The sequence below is a fragment of the Streptomyces sp. CLCI03 genome (assembly GCF_053615355.1).
Genome location: NZ_CM132132.1, coordinates 7,194,292 through 7,212,579 on the forward strand (window position 1 = coordinate 7,194,292; position 18,288 = coordinate 7,212,579).

15 protein-coding genes and 1 pseudogene are annotated in these 18,288 nt (G+C 73.8%); 8 read left to right on the forward strand and 8 right to left on the reverse strand.

The features are described from left to right. Nucleotides 1–31: 31 nt before the first annotated feature. Entirely contained in the window at nt 32–1,063 is a 1,032-nt protein-coding gene (locus tag ACWG52_RS33095; RefSeq protein WP_390166783.1) for a cation diffusion facilitator family transporter, read from the reverse strand. 179 nt (nt 1,064–1,242) lie between these two features. Here ACWG52_RS33095 and ACWG52_RS33100 point away from each other — a divergent pair, with 179 nt between their 5' ends. Genes ACWG52_RS33100 through ACWG52_RS33110 form a run of 3 tightly spaced genes read left to right on the forward strand, consistent with a single transcriptional unit; the run spans nt 1,243 to nt 5,416 of the window. Then, on the forward strand, nt 1,243–3,645 hold the full coding sequence (locus ACWG52_RS33100; protein ID WP_389807068.1) for an ABC transporter ATP-binding protein/permease: 2,403 nt from the start codon (nt 1,243–1,245) through the stop codon (nt 3,643–3,645). A gap of 5 nt (nt 3,646–3,650) precedes the next feature. Continuing rightward, entirely contained in the window at nt 3,651–4,379 is a 729-nt protein-coding gene (locus ACWG52_RS33105) for a hypothetical protein (protein WP_389807067.1), read from the forward strand. Next, a complete protein-coding gene (locus ACWG52_RS33110) occupies nt 4,376–5,416 on the forward strand; it encodes a serine/threonine-protein kinase (protein ID WP_389807382.1) in 1,041 nt (346 codons plus the stop codon). Before ACWG52_RS33105 ends, ACWG52_RS33110 begins: the two co-directional genes overlap by 4 nt. A gap of 66 nt (nt 5,417–5,482) precedes the next feature. On the opposite strand, the gene ACWG52_RS33115 is transcribed toward ACWG52_RS33110, so the two are convergent. Beyond that, nucleotides 5,483–6,787 (reverse strand): streptophobe family protein, encoded by a 1,305-nt coding sequence (locus ACWG52_RS33115; RefSeq protein ID WP_390136176.1) that lies wholly within the window; start codon nt 6,785–6,787, stop codon nt 5,483–5,485. Nucleotides 6,788–6,880: 93 nt separating this feature from the next. Between ACWG52_RS33115 and ACWG52_RS33120 the strand changes: the two are divergent. Then, nucleotides 6,881–8,197: pseudogene (locus ACWG52_RS33120) on the forward strand (DUF6777 domain-containing protein); the annotation flags it as partial. 410 nt (nt 8,198–8,607) lie between these two features. On the opposite strand, the gene ACWG52_RS33125 reads toward ACWG52_RS33120, so the two are convergent. After that, nucleotides 8,608–8,847 (reverse strand): hypothetical protein, encoded by a 240-nt coding sequence (locus tag ACWG52_RS33125; RefSeq protein WP_030730120.1) that lies wholly within the window; start codon nt 8,845–8,847, stop codon nt 8,608–8,610. A 126-nt stretch (nt 8,848–8,973) separates the two neighbouring features. On the opposite strand from ACWG52_RS33125, the gene ACWG52_RS33130 reads away from it, so the two are divergent. The 3 genes from ACWG52_RS33130 to ACWG52_RS33140 all read left to right on the forward strand — a co-directional run bounded on the left by ACWG52_RS33130 (nt 8,974) and on the right by ACWG52_RS33140 (nt 13,079). Beyond that, nucleotides 8,974–10,149 (forward strand): sensor histidine kinase, encoded by a 1,176-nt coding sequence (locus tag ACWG52_RS33130; RefSeq protein ID WP_390136179.1) that lies wholly within the window; start codon nt 8,974–8,976, stop codon nt 10,147–10,149. A gap of 63 nt (nt 10,150–10,212) precedes the next feature. Continuing rightward, the gene (locus tag ACWG52_RS33135) at nt 10,213–10,881 is read left to right on the forward strand and encodes a response regulator (RefSeq protein ID WP_390136181.1); all 669 of its coding nucleotides are present in this window, start codon (nt 10,213–10,215) and stop codon (nt 10,879–10,881) included. 128 nt (nt 10,882–11,009) lie between these two features. Then, nucleotides 11,010–13,079 (forward strand): SpoIIE family protein phosphatase, encoded by a 2,070-nt coding sequence (locus tag ACWG52_RS33140; RefSeq protein ID WP_390136184.1) that lies wholly within the window; start codon nt 11,010–11,012, stop codon nt 13,077–13,079. 77 nt (nt 13,080–13,156) lie between these two features. Here the strand turns inward: ACWG52_RS33140 and ACWG52_RS33145 are convergent, their stop codons facing one another. The 3 genes from ACWG52_RS33145 to ACWG52_RS33155 form a co-directional block, all read right to left on the reverse strand. Then, entirely contained in the window at nt 13,157–15,157 is a 2,001-nt protein-coding gene (locus ACWG52_RS33145; RefSeq protein ID WP_453126743.1) for an ABC transporter permease, read from the reverse strand. Nucleotides 15,158–15,317: 160 nt separating this feature from the next. Continuing rightward, nucleotides 15,318–16,109, reverse strand: a complete 792-nt coding sequence (gene modA / locus ACWG52_RS33150; protein ID WP_033214034.1) for a molybdate ABC transporter substrate-binding protein — start codon at nt 16,107–16,109, stop codon at nt 15,318–15,320. A gap of 157 nt (nt 16,110–16,266) precedes the next feature. Continuing rightward, entirely contained in the window at nt 16,267–16,662 is a 396-nt protein-coding gene (locus tag ACWG52_RS33155; protein WP_375941978.1) for a TOBE domain-containing protein, read from the reverse strand. Nucleotides 16,663–16,796: 134 nt separating this feature from the next. On the opposite strand from ACWG52_RS33155, the gene ACWG52_RS33160 reads away from it, so the two are divergent. Next, on the forward strand, nt 16,797–17,183 hold the full coding sequence (locus ACWG52_RS33160) for an RNA-binding S4 domain-containing protein (protein WP_389807059.1): 387 nt from the start codon (nt 16,797–16,799) through the stop codon (nt 17,181–17,183). Between the two features lie 22 nt (nt 17,184–17,205). On the opposite strand, the gene ACWG52_RS33165 is transcribed toward ACWG52_RS33160, so the two are convergent. Beyond that, nucleotides 17,206–17,649, reverse strand: coding sequence for a PTS-dependent dihydroxyacetone kinase phosphotransferase subunit DhaM (locus tag ACWG52_RS33165; protein WP_389807058.1), 444 nt, complete (start codon nt 17,647–17,649; stop codon nt 17,206–17,208). Next, nucleotides 17,646–18,260, reverse strand: a complete 615-nt coding sequence (gene dhaL, locus ACWG52_RS33170) for a dihydroxyacetone kinase subunit DhaL (protein WP_389807057.1) — start codon at nt 18,258–18,260, stop codon at nt 17,646–17,648. The genes ACWG52_RS33165 and dhaL overlap by 4 nt, the downstream gene beginning before the upstream one ends. Between the last annotated feature and the right edge of the window lie 28 nt (nt 18,261–18,288).

Below are 18,288 nucleotides of genomic sequence, written 5' to 3' on the forward strand. Positions count from 1 at the left end.
TGCCAATGACGTGCGGTACGCGTTTTCGCCGTCAGTGGTCGTGCGGTCCCTGCCGGTGCACCGGACCGTGCGCGTCCGCGCAGTGGGCGTCGGACGCGCCGCCCGCGCGGCCGACCGTCAGGAGGGAGTCCTGCGCGTGATCCACCTGCAGGGTGGTGTGCGTGATCCCGTACTCCTTGTCGAGCAGCGCCTCCAGGTCCCGGCGGACGGCGTGGCAGTCGCCCGCCGGCTCCACCAGTACGTGCGCGGACAGCGCCGCCTGACCCGAGGTGATCGTCCAGATGTGCAGGTCGTGCACCTCGGTGACGGGCGGGTGCCCGGCCAGCCGGTCGCCGACCGCGTCCGGGTCCACATGGGCCGGAGCCGCCTCCAGGAGGATCCGACCGGACTCGCGGACCAGCCCGTAGCCCGCCTTGAGCATCAGCACCACCACGACCAGCGTGGCGATCGCGTCCGCCTGCCGGAAACCGGTGGTCAGCACGACCACACCGGCGATCGCGGTCCCGATGAAGGCGAACAGGTCGTTCAGGATGTGCTGATAGGCACCCTCGACGACGAGCGTGGAACGGTTCGCCCGGGAGATGCACCAGGCCGCGGCCACATTGACCACGATGCCCGCGAGCGCCGTCACCACGACCAGCCCGCCCTCCACGGGCGGCGGGTCCATCAGCCGCCGCACCGCCTCGTACGCCAACCAGAGCCCCAGCAGGATCAGCGTCAGCCCGTTGGCCTGGGCGGAGAGTATCTCCGCCCGCTTGAGGCCGTACGTGAAACCCCCGCGGGCCGGGCGCGCGGCCAGCCGCATGGCGATCAGCGCCAGGACGATCGAGACGGCGTCCGTCAGCATGTGGGCCGCGTCCGAGATCAGGGCCAGCGAGTTGGCCATGACGCCGATGACCACCTCGACGGCCATGAACCCGCCGATCAGGGCGAGCGCGATCGCCAGCCAGCGCCGGTCGGCGTCCGCCGACACGCCGTGGCTGTGCCCTCCGGGTCCATGGCCGTGGCCATCCGACCCGGGTCCGTGTCCGTGGCCGTCGTGCGCGTGGTCGTGCCCACTCATGGCGTCCCCCGTCTCGTCGCGGCACCCGTGTGTTCGGTTCCGTCGCGTGAAGTGAAGCGCACCCCGGCGGGATCGGCAAAGGCTGCAACGGGGACCGTTGTCATTACCCATAAGAGGGCTCTGACCTGCGACGATGCCCGACCGGTGCCGGACCCTCGGGATCGTGGGAAAATCTGGTCATGGTCCAGCGCCCCGGTGTGCCGACCGCGCCCCAGCTCGTCCTCGTGACCGACTGGGGCGCCACCGAGATGGATCCCGACCGGATCTACCACGTCGGTCGGGACCCCCTTTGCGAGATCTGCCTCGACGACGCCCGCGTCTCCTGGCACCACGCGATCCTGCGCCCGGACGGCGACCACTGGACGCTGGAGGACGAGGGCAGCACCAACGGCACCTACGCCGACGGCCACCGGGTCCACGAGTGGAGCGTCGGCGTCGGCACCGAACTGCGCTTCGGCAGCGTCGACGACGGGCCGCGCGCCGCCGTCATCGGCGCCGCCCCACCGGAGGCCCCTCCGCCGCCTCCGCCGCCCCCGCCTCCCCCCGCGGCGGGCACGGGCCGGCCCTCCCCGGTCGCGAACCCGTCCATGACCGGCACCTTCCGGCAGCCGACGACCGTACGACCGCTGCCCGTCCGCACCACCGTCCGCATCGGCCGAGCCCCCGACAGCGACCTCGTCGTCGACGACCTCACCGTGTCCCGCCGGCACGCCGAACTGCACGCCCTCGCCGACGGCAGCTACGAGATCGTCGACGTCGGCAGCCACAACGGCACCTACCTCAACGGCACCGCCGTCACCCGGGCCACCCCCGTCACCGAGGGCGACATCGTCGGCATCGGCCACTCGGTCTTCTGCCTCGTCGGCGACCAGCTCCAGGAGTACGTGGACACCGGCGAGGTCTCCCTCGACGTGCAGGGCCTCACGGTCGTCGTCGACCGCGGCCGCAAGACCCTCCTCGACGGGGTCTCCTTCCCGGTCGGCGCCAAATGCCTGCTCGCCGTCGTGGGTCCGAGCGGAGCCGGTAAATCCACCCTGCTCGGCGCACTGACCGGCCTGCGCCCCGCCGACCGGGGCACCGTCCTGTACGACGGGCGCGACCTCTACCGCGACTACGCCGAGCTGCGCAGCCGAATCGGCCTCGTCCCGCAGGACGACATCCTGCACTCCCAGCTCACCGTCCGGCGCGCGCTGACGTACGCCGCCGAACTGCGCTTCCCGCAGGACACCGCCAAGGCCGAACGCCAGGCCCGGGTCGATGAGGTGATCGGTGAACTCGGCCTCGAACAGCGCGCCGACCTGCCCATCCACAGCCTCTCCGGCGGCCAACGCAAACGCGTCTCCGTCGCCCTGGAACTGCTCACCAAGCCCTCCCTGCTCTTCCTGGACGAGCCCACCTCCGGCCTCGACCCCGGCATGGACCGCTCGGTGATGAACATGCTGCGCGACCTCGCGGACGACGGCCGCACGGTCATCGTCGTCACCCACAGCGTGCTCAACCTCGAAGGCTGCGACCGCCTCCTGGTCCTCGCGCCCGGCGGGCGCATCGCCTACTTCGGCGCCCCCGGAGATGCCCTCGACTTCTTCGGCTTCGACCAGTGGCCCGAAGCCTTCGAGGCCTTCGAGAACCAGCGCGAGCGCGACTGGGCCGGGGAGTACCGGGCCTCACCGCTGCAGCGCCGCCACATCGACGCCGTCGCCGGCCTGCCCCCGCTCACGGCCCGGTCGGAACGGGCCGCCGGCGTCCCGCCGCACCCGCCACCCAAGGCCCAGAGCTGGGGCTCCCAGCTCTCCACCCTGATCCGGCGGTACGCCGCCGTGCTCCGGTCCGACCGCACCTTCCTGGTCATCATGGTCGCGCTGCCGTTCGTCATGGGCGCCATGACCCGCGCTCTGGCCGGTAACACCCTCAACGCCGAGACGGCCCTGAACGCCCTGTTCATCCTGTGCGTGGGCGGAGTCCTGATCGGCGCCGCCAACGCGGTGCGCGAACTCGTCAAGGAACGCGTCATCTACCAGCGGGAGCGTTCCGTCGGCCTGTCCCGGTCGGCCTACCTGATGTCCAAGATCGTGGTCCTCGGCGCGATCACCGTCGCCCAGGCCGTGGTCCTCACCCTCGTCGGCCTCGCCGGAGTCACCATCAACGCCCCGGGCGGCCGCGGCAACTTCATGCCACCACTCCTCGAAATCACCCTCGCCGTCGCCCTGCTGTCCCTCACGGCGATGGTGCTCGGCCTGCTGATCTCCGCCCTGGTGGCCAAGGAGGAGGTCACCATGCCGCTGCTGGTCCTCCTCACGATCGTCCAGGTCGTCTTCTGCGGTTCCCTGCTGAAACTCACCGGCGTCCCCGTCATCGAACAGCTGGCCTGGTTCGTACCGGCCCGGTGGGCCATGGGGGCGATGGCGGGCACCATCGACCTCGGCGCGATCGTGCCCGGCAAGATCACCCAGGACCCGCTGTTCGACCACGAGGCCCACCTGTGGCTCCTTGAGATGGGCATGCTCGTCGTCCTGTCCGTGCTGTTCGGCGTCCTGGTCGCCCGGCTGCTGCGCCGCCACGAGCCGACCATCATGCGGAAGTAGGCCTCATGAGCAGCCCGCTGGGATACCCCGGAGGCGAGGTGGCGGACTTCCGGCCCACCCACGTGGTGCCACAGGAGGGGCTGTCCGCCTGGGAGAGCCCCGACGTCTCCCGGCCGACCGTGCCCCTGGACCCGTTCCTACCCGTGCAACTGCTGTCCCGGCGCGGGGAGTGGGGGGAGGTCCTGTGCGCCAACGGCTGGTCCGCCTGGGTGGACGGACGGCTGCTGGTCGCCGTGCCGCACCCGCCGCCGACGGCCGGCGGACGTCCCCCGGTCCGCTCCGAGGACCCGCGGCCGCTGCTCACCCGGGGCTCCGAGGCGCTGGAACGCTACCGGCGCGCCGTGGACGAGCTCGCCTCGGGCAGGATCGACACCGATGCCTTCCGCCGCTCCGTACGCGGACTGCGTGCCGGAGTGGTCATCGACGGCGAGTCGGTGTGGCTCTACGACGAGAAGTCGGGCCGGTGGCTCTACGACGACGGGGACCGCATGACGACCTACGCGGTGGTCGCCGGACCGGGGGCCCCGGCCGCGCCCGAACCCGGGCGCCCCCCGCCCCCCACGGAGGTGCCGCCCACGGACCCGCGTCCGGACGGCGAGGACGCCGTACGCAGGGAAAGGACCCCGACCGACGCGGTCGGAGTCCCGCGCGAACGCCCCGGGGACGCCCCCGACCGGTCGGGGGCCCATGACCCGACCCGGATCGTGGACACCCGCGACCCCGGAGGCGACTGACGGTGGCCGAGGAGCACACGGAGCGCGCCGGCGGGTCCCCCACCGACCTGCGCGGGCAGCAGATCGCCGGGTACCTGGTGGAAAGCGAGATCGGGCGCGGCGGCATGGCCGTCGTCTACGAGGCACGGGACCTGCGCCTGGACCGGCGGGTGGCCCTGAAACTGCTGGCTCCCGAGCTGGCCCGGAACGACACCTTCAGGCAGCGGTTCGCCCACGAGTCGAAGGTGGCCGCGGCCATCGAGCACCCGCACATCGTTCCCGTGTTCGAGGCGGGGGAGGCGGAAGGGCTGCTCTACATCGCCATGCGCCTCGTCGAGGGACCGGACCTGCGGGTGATGCTGGACCGGACGGGCCCGCTGCCGGTGGCGACGGCCGCGCGGATCGCCGGCCAGGTGGCCTCCGCGCTGGACGCGGCACACGCCCACGACCTCGTCCACCGGGACGTGAAGCCGGGCAACATCCTGATCGCGCCGGGCACGGACCGGGACCACCCGGAACACGCCTACCTCACGGACTTCGGACTGACGAAGAAATCGCTGTCCCTGACCGGGTTCACGACCGACGGACAGTTCGTCGGGACCCTGACCTACGTGGCGCCGGAACAGATCTCCGGCAAGCCCGTGGACGGCCGCTGCGACGTCTACAGCCTGGGGTGCGTCGTCTACGAGGCCCTCGTCGGGGAACCGCCCTTCCAGCGGGACGACGACATCGCCCTGCTGTGGGCCCACCAGTACGACGCCCCGCCCGCGCCGAGCTCACGGCGGCCGGACCTGCCGGAGGCGGTCGACGAGGTCCTGGCGAAGGCGCTGGCCAAGTCGCCGGACGACCGGTGGAACAGCTGTCTGGAGTTCACCGGAGCCCTGCGCCGCGCGGGAGAGGGCGACCGACCGCCGACGACCGAACCGTCCGACGACGGCGCGGCGGTGCGGGCCGCGCGAACCGACCTGCCCGCCCCGCCGCCGGTGCCGTCATGGGCGCTCCCGGTGTTCGACCCGCCGGGACCCGCGGCATCCGGGGCGTCCGGCCGTTCGGCCTGATCCGCTCCAGGACGAGCTGGTCCGCTTCCGGTGCGCGAGAACCGTACGGACGACGAGTCGACCGGTCTACTCCGGCGTCGCGGGCGTCGCGCCGGTCGTGGTGGCCGGAGTGTCGACCCGTCCGCCGCGGCGCAGCGGACGGGCCGCAAGGGCGCCCAGGAAGCCCGCCACCGCACCCCACAACAGCCCGAGCCCGACATTGCGCCACAGCACGGGCTCCAGCCGCACCTGGCCGCCGAGGCCGTCCACCTCACCGATGCCCAGCAGCGAGAGGCCGAACTGCGCCTGGATCCGGCCCAGCAGGCAGACCGCCAAGGTCGCCAGGGCCAGCGCCACGCCCAGGTGGAGGGCGTGCTGCCAGGGGCGGACGTGGGCGGGGGAGCGTACGGCGGCCAGGACGCCCGTGCCGAGCAGCAGGACGGCGGCCACCACCACCAGCCACCACGCCCGGGAGTCCTGCTCCGCGAGCGCGGAGACGTCGATCCGGGACGGGTCGGAGCCGCGCAGGACCTGGTCCAGCACCTGTGGCATCGGCAGCCCGAAGGGCCCCTCGACGTTGCCCTCCCAGGCGCCGCCGAAGCCCAGGGTGAGCGCGAGCCAGACGAGGTTCGGCAGCCCGAGCAGGATCACGGCCAGGGTCCGGTCGGCATGGCCCTGGGTGGCGGCCACGACCACGCCGACCCCGATGCCGAGGACGACGTAGGCGAGGAGCAGCAGCATCGTGGCGAAGGCCGCCGGACGCAGTGCCGAGTGGAAGCGGACCAGCCGCGCCGGCAGCGGGGCGCGGCGCGAGACCAGCAGGGCGATCAGCAACAGGCCCAGGATCCACAGCAGTCCGTACAGGAGGGTGGCGGGCAGGTCGGCCCGGAAGCCCACCGTGGGCGCGGCGTCGAGCAGTTCGGTGATGGTCCCGATGGGGGAGTCGCCGGTGGAGATGCCGAAGGTCTCGCGGGCGAGGAAGGCGACCCCGGTCAGGGCGAGCAGCCAGAGCACCACCAACGGGAGAGCGCGGCCGAGGAGTTCGCGGGGTCGGGCCACGGCCCGGTTGTGCAGGGGACGGAGGAAGAGGTAGCCGGTGAGCAGGGCGCCGGCCAGACTCACCGAGAGGGGGACCACCGACAGGCTCACCTCGGCCCCCGCCAGCGAACCGGCACCGCCCGACACCTCCAGCGAACCGCCCGCCGCCATCACCACGACCGCGGCGACCACATGCGGGAAGGCACCGCCCGGAAGGTCGCCCGCGCCCGCGCACCACAGCCCGGCGGTGGCGACGACGGCCATCACCACGAATCCCGCGACGACGGCGACGAGGGCGTCCCGCCATGCCCTCGCGGAGCCCCCCGACGATGAAGATCCTGGCGTCGGACTCACCCTGCCACCGTGACACCCTCGGCTTGCGGGCACCACCCGGACGGCGCACACAATGGTCCCCGGGGAACTCACTCCTCCTGGGAAGAAGAGCCCGTGACCACACAACCGTCCGGCCGACCGCCGTCTCGAGAACGCCCCACCGGGCCGCCCTCCGGCCCGCTCTCGGGCGGGCAGCAGGGGCCTCCGCCACCGCCGCCGCCGGCGCCGCCGGGTGGGCCCGGAGGCCCGGCGGGCCCCGGTGGTTCGGGTCAGGGATCCGCGAACGGGCCCTGGTGGCGGTCGGTCCCACGGCTGGTCACCGCGCTGGTCGCGGTGGCGGCGGTCGTGGCGCTGGCCGTGGTCCTCATCCGGCCGAGCGGGACCACCGACAACGCCGGCGGCGAGGTGTTCCTCCAGCCGGTCGCCGCCACCGGCCCCGACCCCTTCACCGAGTCCACGGTGGTGAAGGACGCGCCGCCCCCGCCGGAGACCCCGCCACCCTCTCCCCAGGGCACCGGCACCGCCCAGGTCAGCCCGAGCGCCAGCCCGACCGGTCCGGTGGGCACCAGGAGCGTCAGCGGCTCCGCGCCGGGCGTGTACGGCGGCACCAGGAACGTCGCCAGCTGTGACGTCGAGAAGCTGATCGGATCGCTCGGCGCCGACCCCGCCAAGAACGCGGCCTTCGCCTCGGGGCTCGGCATCCAGCCGGCCGCCGTTCCCGGCTACCTCCGCTCGCTCACCTCGGTGCAGCTGCGGATGGACACCCGGGTGACGAACCACAGCTACCGGGACGGCAAGCTCGTCCCCTACCAGGCCGTGCTGCAGGCCGGGACGGCCGTGCTGGTGGACGACCGGGGCGTGCCCCGGGTGCGCTGCGCGTGCGGGAACCCGCTGGGTCCGCCGGTGGCGCTGAAGGCCGCCCCGAAGCGTTTCGGACAGACGTGGCCCTCCTACCAGCCGACGAAGGTGGTGGCCATCGCGCCGGCGCCGACCGTCATCACCAAGATCGTGATCTACGACCACCGGGACAACCAGTGGTACGAGCGCCCCAAGGGCGACCACCAGGGCAAGCCCAAGCCCGACCGGCCGATTCCGCCGCCGCCCGTCCCGACGCCGCCGCTCACGCCGACCCCGACGGTGACGAACCCGCGCCCGTCCGGGACCTCGCCGAGGCCGACCCCGTCCGGGACCTCCCCCAGCCCGTCCGGGACCTCGCCGACACCGTCGAAGTCCCCGTCGACATCGCCGTCGAAGTCCCCCTCGGAGTCGCCGTCGAAGTCCCCCTCCACGTCGCCCTCGAAGTCGCCGTCCGAGTCGCCCTCGAAGTCGCCGTCGGAGTCACCGAAGAAGTCTCCGTCGGAGTCACCGAAGACCACCCCGGCCGAGTCACCGAAGCCGTCCCCCTCCGAGTCACCCAAGCCGTCCCCGTCGGAGTCACCGAAGACGACCCCGGCCGAGTCACCGAAGGCGTCGCCCTCGCCGTCGTCCGCCGAGTCGAAGCCGCCCTCGCCGACACCTTCGACCCCGCCCTCCGCGCCGACCGCGCAGTCACCGACTCCGAAGTCCGCCGCTCCCGCGACCACCGCGGCTCCGGCGTCTCCCACGGCCGCCGTGACTCCCCGGTCCTCCGCGCCGCGCCCGCAGACCTCGGCCGCACCCCCGCCCCCGTCCGCTCGGCCGTCCGCTCCGCCGAAGCCGACGCCGGAACCGGCCAGGACGGCCCCGCAGGAGCCCGAGGTTCCCGCCCAGGAAAGCTGACCGCCCCGCCCACGACGGTGTCTCCCTCCCCGCACGGGGAGGGAGACACCGTCACGGACCGGGGCGTGGTGGCGGACCGAGGGTCAGCCGCGGCCGCGGCGGGAGAGGGTGTCGCCCGCGGCGCCCACCGCGAGACCGAGGGCGATCATGACGATGTAGCTGTAGATCTCGTAGCCGTCGGGGGCGAGGAAGCGGACGAAGCCCATGAAGTGGATCCAGCCGAGCCACTCGTGCAGCAGGCCGCTCGCGCCGCCGACGACGAGGACGAAGCAGAGCACACCCGTGACGGTGGCCAGGGGAGACTTCGGGGTGGTGGAGGTCATGCTCCGACGGTAGGAGTCGGCCACCCGGCGGGGCATCGGCCTTAGGGCGGCCCCCACTCGTACTTAAGTATTCGGTACGGGGCGCGGCCGCCCGCTCCCGCACCCGCCCCCGTAGATTTCCACCCCATGCGCCGCATCCACCGCACCCGCCGGGACTGGGCCGCCGACCTGGCCCTGTTCCTCTTCGCCGCCTGCTTCGCCGCCGTCAGCTCGCGGTCCATCCCGGTTGCGGAGAGCCTCGGCCCGGGCTGGCGGGCCGCCGACCAGGTCGTCAGCGGACTGGGGTGCGCGGCCGTCCTGCTGCGCCGGCGGTGGCCGGTCCAGCTGGCCGTGGGGCTGCTCCTGGCCGGGAGCGTGGCGCACTACCTGACCGGCCCGGCGATGGTGGCCGTGTTCACGGTGGCCGCGACCCGGCCGTGGAAGGCCACGGCCGGGGTGGCGGCACTGGTCTTCGGCCCGCTGCCCTTCTTCCTGTGGCAGCTGCCCGACATGTCCGAGGACCGGGCCGGCGCGGCGGTGACCTACTTCGCCCTGATCGCCGGGGCCATCGGCTGGGGGCTGTTCCGACGGTCCCGGCAGCAGCTCATCGCCTCGCTGCGCGAGCGCGCCGAGCTGGCCGAGGCGGACGCGGAATCACGTGCCGAGCGGGCCCGGATGGAGGCGCGGGAGGAGATCGCCCGCGAGATGCACGACGTACTCGGCCACCGGCTGTCGCTGCTCAGCGTGCACGCGGGCGCCCTGGAGTTCAATCCCGGCGCCCCAGGGGCGGAGATCGAGCGGGCCGCCGGGGTGATGCGCGAGAGCGCCCATCTGGCGCTCCACGACCTGCGCGAGGTGATCGGCGTACTGCGGACGGGGCCGGGTACCGGGGGCGCGGAGGGCGGCGAGCGTCCGCAACCGGAACTGGCGGACCTGCCCCGCCTGGTGGCCGAGGCCAGGGCCGCGGGCGGACCGATCGAGCTGGCCGGACCGCCCGAAGGGGCCGCGCCACCCGCCCTGGTGGGGCGTACGGCGTACCGCATCGTGCAGGAGGCGCTGACCAACGTACGCAAGCACGCGCCCGGTGCGGCGGCCGAGGTGCGGGTGACCGGGGGCCCGGGCGACGGGCTGACGGTGGAGGTCCGCAACACCCGGCCACCCGGAGCGGACCCGGACACCGGCGCGGTCCCGGGGCCGGCCGAGGGCGGCGGGCAGGGACTGATCGGACTGGCCGAACGTGCCCGGCTGGCCGGCGGGAAACTGACGGCCCTACCGGCCGACGGAGGGTTCCGGGTGCGGGCCTGGCTACCCTGGCAGGGCTGACCGGGGGCCAGGACGGGACCCGGGGCACGAAGGACGCGACGAGAGACGGGGGACGAGGCACCGGTGATCCGCCTCCTGCTGGTCGACGACGACGCGATCGTCCGGGCCGGACTGCGCCTGATGCTGGGCGGCGCTCCGGACATCGAGCTGGTCGCGGAGGCCGCCGACGGGGCGGAGGTGCCCGCGCTGGTCGCCGCGCACGCCCCCGACCTGGTCCTGATGGACATCCGGATGCCCGGCGTCGACGGGCTGGCCGCCACCGAGCGGCTCCGGGCCCTGCCCGGTGCCCCCGAGGTGCTGGTCCTGACCACCTTCCACACCGACGCGCACGTCCTGCGGGCGCTGCGGGCCGGAGCGGCCGGGTTCCTCCTCAAGGACACCCCGCCGCAGGAGATCGTGACGGCCATCCGGACGGTGGCCGCCGGCGACCCGGTGCTCTCCCCGGCCGTCACCCGCCGGCTCATGGACCAGGTGGCGGGCGACTCGGGCCAGGAGACCCGGGCGACCTCGGCCCGTGCCCGGCTGGCGCTGCTGGCCGAGCGCGAGCGCGAGGTGGCCCTGGCGGTCGGGCGCGGCCTGTCCAACGCGGAGATCGGACGGGACCTCCACCTGGCACTGCCCACCGTGAAGACCCACGTGTCGCGGATCCTGACCCGGCTCGACCTCAACAACCGCGTCCAGATCGCCCTGTTGGTCCATGACGCGGCCTTGGCGGACGACACACGACCGTGAGCCGCCCGGCCCACGGGCGCCTCGGCCCGATGGCCCGACGACCCGACCCGAGCCGTGTCGGACCGGGCACGGAGGGTGTCCGAGGCTCCCGCAGGGACACCGGCGGGCGGGAGTGAGACCCTGGCTGCATGGCCCGTAGGGCAGAGAACCCCGCCGTCGGCTGGCCGGCGAGGCCGGACACCAGCCTCGCGCTCAACCGCATGGGCACCTTCGACTGGGACCTCGACAGCGGACGGATGCATCTCGATCCCACCGCCCTCGAGGTGCTCGACCTGCGCCCGGACGAGTACGACGGGACCCCCGGCGGACTCCGGAGCCGCCTGGCACCCGGTGAGGAGGCCCGCCTCGACACCAGGGTCGCGCAGGCGATCAAGGACGGCCGCAGCCACTACGGGGCGTACGTCCGCAGCCGCGCCCGCGACGGTTCATCGACCTGGACCCATATCCAGGGGCACATCCTGCGGGAGCCGTCCGGTCGCCCGTACCGCGTCATCGGGATCCTCCGCGACGCCGCCCACGACCCCGGCGAGCCCGGTGCCGGCGGCGAGGAGATCGAGGGGCGACGCCGGATGACCGGCGTCGTGGAGCGGACCACCGCCATCCTCGCCCACGCCCGCACCGTCAACGACGTGACCGACATCCTCAAGGACCCGCAGGCCCTCGGACACCTCGGCGCGGTCAGCGTGATGCTGGGCGTCGTCGACGGCGGCCGCATCCACCTCGTCGCGGAGGGGCAGCTCGGCTCGTACGTGCCCGAGATCGAGTACACGCGTATCGACGCGCGACTCCCGATGAGCGAGGCCGTACGCACCATGCAGTCGGTCATCCTCGTCTCCCGGGAGGAGTTCCAGCACCGCTACCCGGACCTGTGGCCGTACATCGAGCCGCTGTCCGTCCGCAGCGGCGTCTACCTCCCGCTGATCGCCCAGGGACGGCCCATCGGAGCGCTCGGGCTGCTCTACACACGGGAGGGCGAGTTCACCGCAGAGGAACGGAACCTGCTGATGGCGCTCGGCAGCGGGGTCGCGCAGAGCCTCCAGCGGGCCATCCTCTTCGAGCAGGAGCACGACCTGGCCGAAGGACTCCAACGCGCCATGCTGCCCCGCCGGATCCCGGACGTGCCGGGCGCGCGGATCGCCGTACGGTACCGGTCCGCCCGGATGGGGCGGGACATCGGCGGCGACTGGTACGACGTGGTCCCCCTCGGCGAGGGCAGGGTCGGGGTGATGATCGGCGACGTCGAGGGCCACGACACGGACGCGGCGGCCGTCATGGGGCAGCTGCGCATCGTCATGCGCGCCTACATCGTCGAGGGACACACGCCGGGCGCCGCGATGGCCCGGGCCTCGGCCTTCCTGCGCGAGCTGGAGACGGAACGCTTCGCCACCTGCACCTACGCCGAGGTGGACCTCACCACCGGGATGGCCCGACTGGTCCGCGCCGGGCACCTCGACCCGGTGGTGAAGCGCGGCGACGGCAGCGTCCACCGCGTCCAGGTGGCCGGCGGGCTGCCGCTCGGCCTGCCGCCCCGGGAGCAGTCCGGAACCGGCTCCGGCTACCCGGTCACCAGCCTCGAACTGCACCCCGGGGACACCCTGCTGCTGTGCACCGACGGCCTGATCGACCGCCCGGGCGCCGACTCGGACAGCGGGATGCGGGAGCTGCTGGCCGCGGTCCACAGCGGCCCGATCGACGTGGAGGAACTCGCCGACGTGCTGTGCGACCTGGTCGGCGACTCGGGCGGCGGGGACGACATGGCGATGCTCGTCCTGCGCCGCCGCGGCACCCCGACCGCGCGCGGCGGCGGTCCGCTGCAGCAGCGGCTGGAGCCCGGCGACACGAAGGCCCCGGCGCTTGCCCGGCACCTGATCCGGGCGGCGGTGGCGGCCTGGGGCGCGCGGCACCGGGCCGACGAGATCGAACTGGCGGCGGACGAGCTGATGACCAACGCCCTGGTCCACACGGAGGGCGGCGGTCACGTCAGCATGCGGCTGACGGCGCAGGGCCGGATCCGGATCGAGGTGGAGGACAGCAGCAGCGCCCTGCCCAGGCGGCGCGAGGCGGGCGACTGGGCGGTGTCGGGGCGCGGGCTGATGCTGGTGGACCGGCTCGCGGACGAGTGGGGGGTGGAGCCCCGGGGCGGCGGGAAGTGCGTGTGGTGCGAGTTCGAACTGGCGGGCCCGGAGGACACGGGCTGAGAGCCGGGCGAAACGCCCGCCGGACACCCGGACACCCGGACACCACCGGACCCCATCGGCCCCTGGGACCCGCGCCGTCAGAGGCGTACCAGTGTGACCTCGGTGGCCTTCACGCTCGTCCACACCGAGGCGCCGTCCACGATGCTCAGTTCGGCCGCCGCGTCGGGGGTGATCTCGGCGACCAGATCGGGCGCGGTGTCCGAGGCGACCAGCACCCGCAGTCGGCTGCCGACCGCGGTGATCTCCCGTACGGTGCCCGGCCAGACGTTGCGGGGGCTGCCGCCGGGCCGGTCCGTGTGCACGGAGACCGCCTCCGGAGCGATGATCGCCAGCGCCTTCGCGCCCTCGGGCAGCGCCTCGGCGACCACGAGCCGGCCGCCCGCCGCGAGGGTGAGCCCGTCGGCCGACGCCGTGCCCGGCCAGGCGTTGCGGCCCAGCATGCGGGCCACCCACGGGGACCGCGGGTGCCGCGTCACCTCCGCGGGCGGTGCGTCCTGCAAGGCCCGGCCGTCGGCGAGTACGAGGACCCGGTCGGCCAGCGAGACGGCCTCGACGGGATCGTGGGTGACGATGAGGCAGACCCCGCCGAAGCCGGCCAGATGGGTGCGCAGGGTGTGCCGCACGCGGGCCCGGGTGGTCTGGTCGAGCGCGGCGAGCGGTTCGTCCAGCAGGAGGAGCCGGGGGCGGGCGGCCAGCGCCCGGGCCAGCGCCACCCGTTGGGCCTGGCCGCCGGAGAGCTGGGCGGGCCTGCGATCGGCGAGGTGCGACACACCGAGCCGGTCCAGCCAGGCCAGGGCCTCGCGCCGGGCCTGCGCGCGCGGCACCCCGCGGGCGCGCAGCCCGTACGCGGTGTTGGCCACGGCGGTCAGGTGCGGGAACAGCGCCCCGTCCTGCGGTACCCAGGCCACCTGGCGCTTGTGCGGAGGCAGGGCGGTGACGTCGGTGTCACCGAGGCGCAGTGCGGCGTGGGCCCGCGGGGTGAGGCCGAGGAGGGCGCGCAGCAGGGTGGTCTTGCCGGCGCCGTTCTCGCCGACCACGGCGATGGTGGTGCCCGGTTCGGCGTCGAGCGTGAGCTCGTTGAAGCCGGTGACGGTGGCGTGCAGGGGCCAGCGGCCGCCGTCGTGGGGCGGCGCGACACCGCCGACGCCGGTGGTGGTGCGGGCGCTGCCGGAGGGGTGGTCGGCTTCGGCGGGCGGCTCCTCGGGGACCGGCGCCGGAGCGGCCTCGCGGGCCACCGGGGTGCCCGTCCAGCGTCCGCGCAGGGCGATCAGTACACCCATGGCGATCGCCAGGAGCAGCAGCGAGACGGAGGTGGCGGCCTCGGGCTTGTCCTGCAGCAGCAGGTACACCTGGAGCGGCAGGGTCTGGGTGGTCCCGGGCAGGTTCCCGGCGAAGGTGATGGTCGCCCCGAACTCGCCCAGCGCGCGGGCCCATGTCAGTGCCGCGCCGGCGATCAGGCCGGGGGCGACCATGGGCAGGGTCACGGTGAAGAACACCCGGACCGGCGAGGCGCCGAGCGAGGCGGCGGTCTCCTCGTAGCGCTGCCTGAGACCGCCGAGCGCTCCTTCGAGGCTGATCACCAGGAACGGCATGGCGACGAACGTGGCCGCGACGACGGCGCCCGAGGTGTGGAACGGCAGGGTGATCCCGAAGGTGCCCTCCAGCCAGGGACCGAGCAGCCCGCGGCGGCCGAAGCCGAGGAGCAGGGCGACACCGCCGACGGTAGGCGGCAGCACCATCGGAAGCAGGACGAGGGAGCGGACCAGGGCCTTGCCCTTGAACTCGACGCGGGCCAGCAGCCAGGCCAGCGGGACGCCGAGGAGCAGCGAGAGGGCCAGGGCCCACAGGGACACCAGCAGCGAGAGCCTCAGGGCCTCGACCACGCCGGGGCTGGTGAGGTGTTCGCCGAGCTCGCCCCACCGGGTACGGACGAGGATGCCGACGAGCGGAAGCAGCAGGAACGCGACGGCGAGCAGCGCGGGGAGCGCGAGGGCCAACGGGGGCCGCGTGCGGGCGCGGGCACGGGTAGGGACGCGTATGCCGGAGCGCGTGCCGGCGCGGCTGCGGAGTCTGCTCATCAGGGTTCCTGGCTGCGGGTGTCGGATGCGGGAGAAGCGTGGACGGCGGGTGGTCGGCGCCCGGTGGTGGGTCCGGGGCCCCGGCACGTGAACGCCCAGAGGGGCTGCCTGTCCCCCCACGGTTCAGGCAGCCCCTCAAGGGGCGTGGGTCGTACGGCGGTTACGCCTTCTGGAAGCCCGCGTCCTGGAGGATCTTCTGCGCCTCGGGGGTGCTCAGCCAGGCCACGAAGGCGGCGGCGTCCGTGGCGTTCTTGGACTGCTTCAGCGTGGCGGCCGGGTAGGAGGCCACGGCGTTCTGGTCGTCCGGGATGTCCACGGTGACGACCTTGTCACCGGACTTGGCGGAGTCGGTCTTGTAGACGAGACCGGCGTCGGCCTCACCGAGCTCGACCTTGCTCAGCACGGCACGGACGTTGGGCTCCTGGGAGACCGGCTTCACCTCGATCTTCTGGGCGTCGAGGATCTGCTTGCTGTAGCGGCCGACCGGGACCTCGGGCGCGGCGAGCACGACCTTGATCTTGGTGTCGGCGAGGTCCTTGAGCTCGTCGATCTTGAACGGGTTGGCCTTGGTGGCCGCGATGACCAGGCGGTTCTTGGCGATGATCGTGGCGTCGCCGGTCTCGGCCTTCAGCCCGTCCATGGTCTTGGTGTCGGCGGTGACCAGGGCGTCGGCCGGGGCGCCCTGCTTGACCTGGGCCGCGAGCTCCTGCGAACCGGCGAAGGAGAAAGTGATCTTCGTGCCGGGGTGGGTCTTCTGGTACTCCTCACCCGCGGTCTTGAAGACGTCGGTGAGCGAGGAGGCGGCCAGCACGGTGAGGTTCACGGCCTTCGGCGCGGGGGTGGGGTCGGCGGCGGCCTTCTTGTCGTCGCTCTTGCCGCACGCGGCCAGCGGCACGAGCAGGGCGGCCGTCAGCGCGGCGGCGGCGGTGCGGCGGATCGTGATCGGGGACATGAGCAGATGCTCCTCGGTCGGGTCGGCGGCCGGCCTGGTGCCGGAACCGCGCGGTGGTGACCCGCGCCGGTGACGGGCGGAGCGGGTGGGGACGTTCGGTGATGCTGAGCGGGTGGTGCGGGGGACCGCGGGGGGACGGCGGGCCGCGCCGTCCGGATCAGGTGCGGTCGATGTGCACGCTGGTGGACTTCACGCGGGCGGTGGCCTGCATGCCGACCTCCAGCCCGAGCTCCTCGACGGCCTCACGGGTGAGCAGCGAGACCAGGCGGTGGGGACCTGCCTGGATCTCGACCTGGGCGGCGACGTCGCCGAGTTTGACGGCCGTGACGATGCCGGGAAAGGCGTTGCGCGCCGAGGTGTACGGTTCCCCGTCGTCGAGGTGGGCCCCCTGGCCCACCTCGACGGAGAAGGCGGCCAGGTCGCGTCCGTCGATCAGGCGTCGACCGCCTTCGTCGCGATGGGTCACGACCCGGCCGGCGTCGGCCCAGCGGCGAGCGGTGTCCGGGCTGACGCCCAGCAGACGCGCCGCCTGTCCGATGGTGTAGGACTGCATGGGCGACAACGTATGGGTACATGTGGCGCATTTGCAATTCTCTTGGCCCGATCTCCATGGCAGATGCCATACTTCTTGGCGCATCTGCCAAAACTCGTTCCGGTCCACCGCACCGGGCTCGCTAGAGTCGGGGCATGGCTGATGAGGGAACGGGAACGGGCACGGTACGGGTCGACGCGTGGATCTGGTCCGTGCGCCTGACCAAGACCCGCTCGATCGCGGCGACCGCCTGCCGGGCGGGCCACGTGAAGGTCAACGGGGAGCGCGCCAAGCCGGCGCAGCCCGTGCGTGCGGGGGACGAGGTACGGCTCTTCCACGCGGGGCGCGAGCGGATCGTCGTCGTCAAGCGGCCCGTGTCCAAGCGGGTCGGCGCCCCCGTCGCCGCCGAGTGCCTGATCGACAACAGCCCCCCGCCGCCCACGCCCGTGGAGGCCGCCGTGGTCGGCATCCGCGACCGGGGAGCGGGCCGCCCGACGAAGCGCGAGCGCCGCGACATCGAAAACCTCCGCGGCCGGCCCTAGCCTCTGGAGGCGCCGTTCGGGGTCAGGCCTTGCGATAGGTGTACGCCTCCGCGGCGGCCGCCGCGACCGCCGCCAAGGGGGCTCCGGTGGACGCGGTGACCACCGCAGCCACCGCGCCCTCGACGAACGGCGCGTCCAACAGGGCCGACCCCGGTGGGAGTTCGTCCTCCATCAGAAGGGCCTTCACCGTCAGTACCGAGCTGCCCAGGTCGGCCAGCAGGCCCACCCCGGCGCCGCGGTCCACCTCCCGGGCGGCCGCGACGATCCGCTCCGTGCTCGTGCCGAGCCCGCCGAGGGCCGTGCCGCCCGCCGCGGACACCGGCGCCACGGGTCCGCCGGCGGCCAGTTCGCGCGCCAGCTCGGCCACCGCCTCCGCGACCCGCGCGCTGTGCGACACGAGCACGATGCCGACCAGGGCCGGGCCTGCGTCGGACGCGGAGCCGGGCCCCTGCCGCTCGGCCGTCACCGCGCACCCGCCTGCTCCGCCACGTCCGCCAGCGCCCCCAGCAACAGCGCCGACGAGGTCGCCCCCGGATCCTGGTGGCCGACGCTCCGCTCGCCCAGGTAGCTGGCCCGTCCCTTGCGGGCCCGCATCGGAACCGTCGCCAGCGCCCCGTTCTCCGCCGCGACCCCGGCCGCCCGGTACGAGGTGGCCAGCGCGGCCACGCCCGGCAGCAGCGCGTCCAGCATCGTCTTGTCGCCCGGCGCCGCCCCGCCCAGCTGCGCCACTGCCCCGACCCCCTCGGACAGGGCCGCGCGCAGCTCCTCGTCGGACACCTCGGCGGACTCCCCGAGCGCCTTGCCCGCGCGCCGCAGCAGCGTCCCGTACAGCGGTCCCGACGCCCCGCCGACCGTGGAGATCAGCGTCCTCCCGGCCAGCTGGAGCACCGCGCCGGGCGCCGCGTCCGGCGGCTCGGCCTCCAGGGCGGCGCGCACGGCCGTGAAGCCCCGCAGCAGATTGCTCCCGTGGTCGGCGTCCCCGATGGGGGAGTCGAGCTCGGTCAGCCGGTCCGCCTCCCGTTCCACCGCGGTCGCGGCGGCCGCCATCCAGCGCCGGAAGAACTCTGCGTCACGCACCGGATCTCCTCGCCTCGCACCCGTCGGG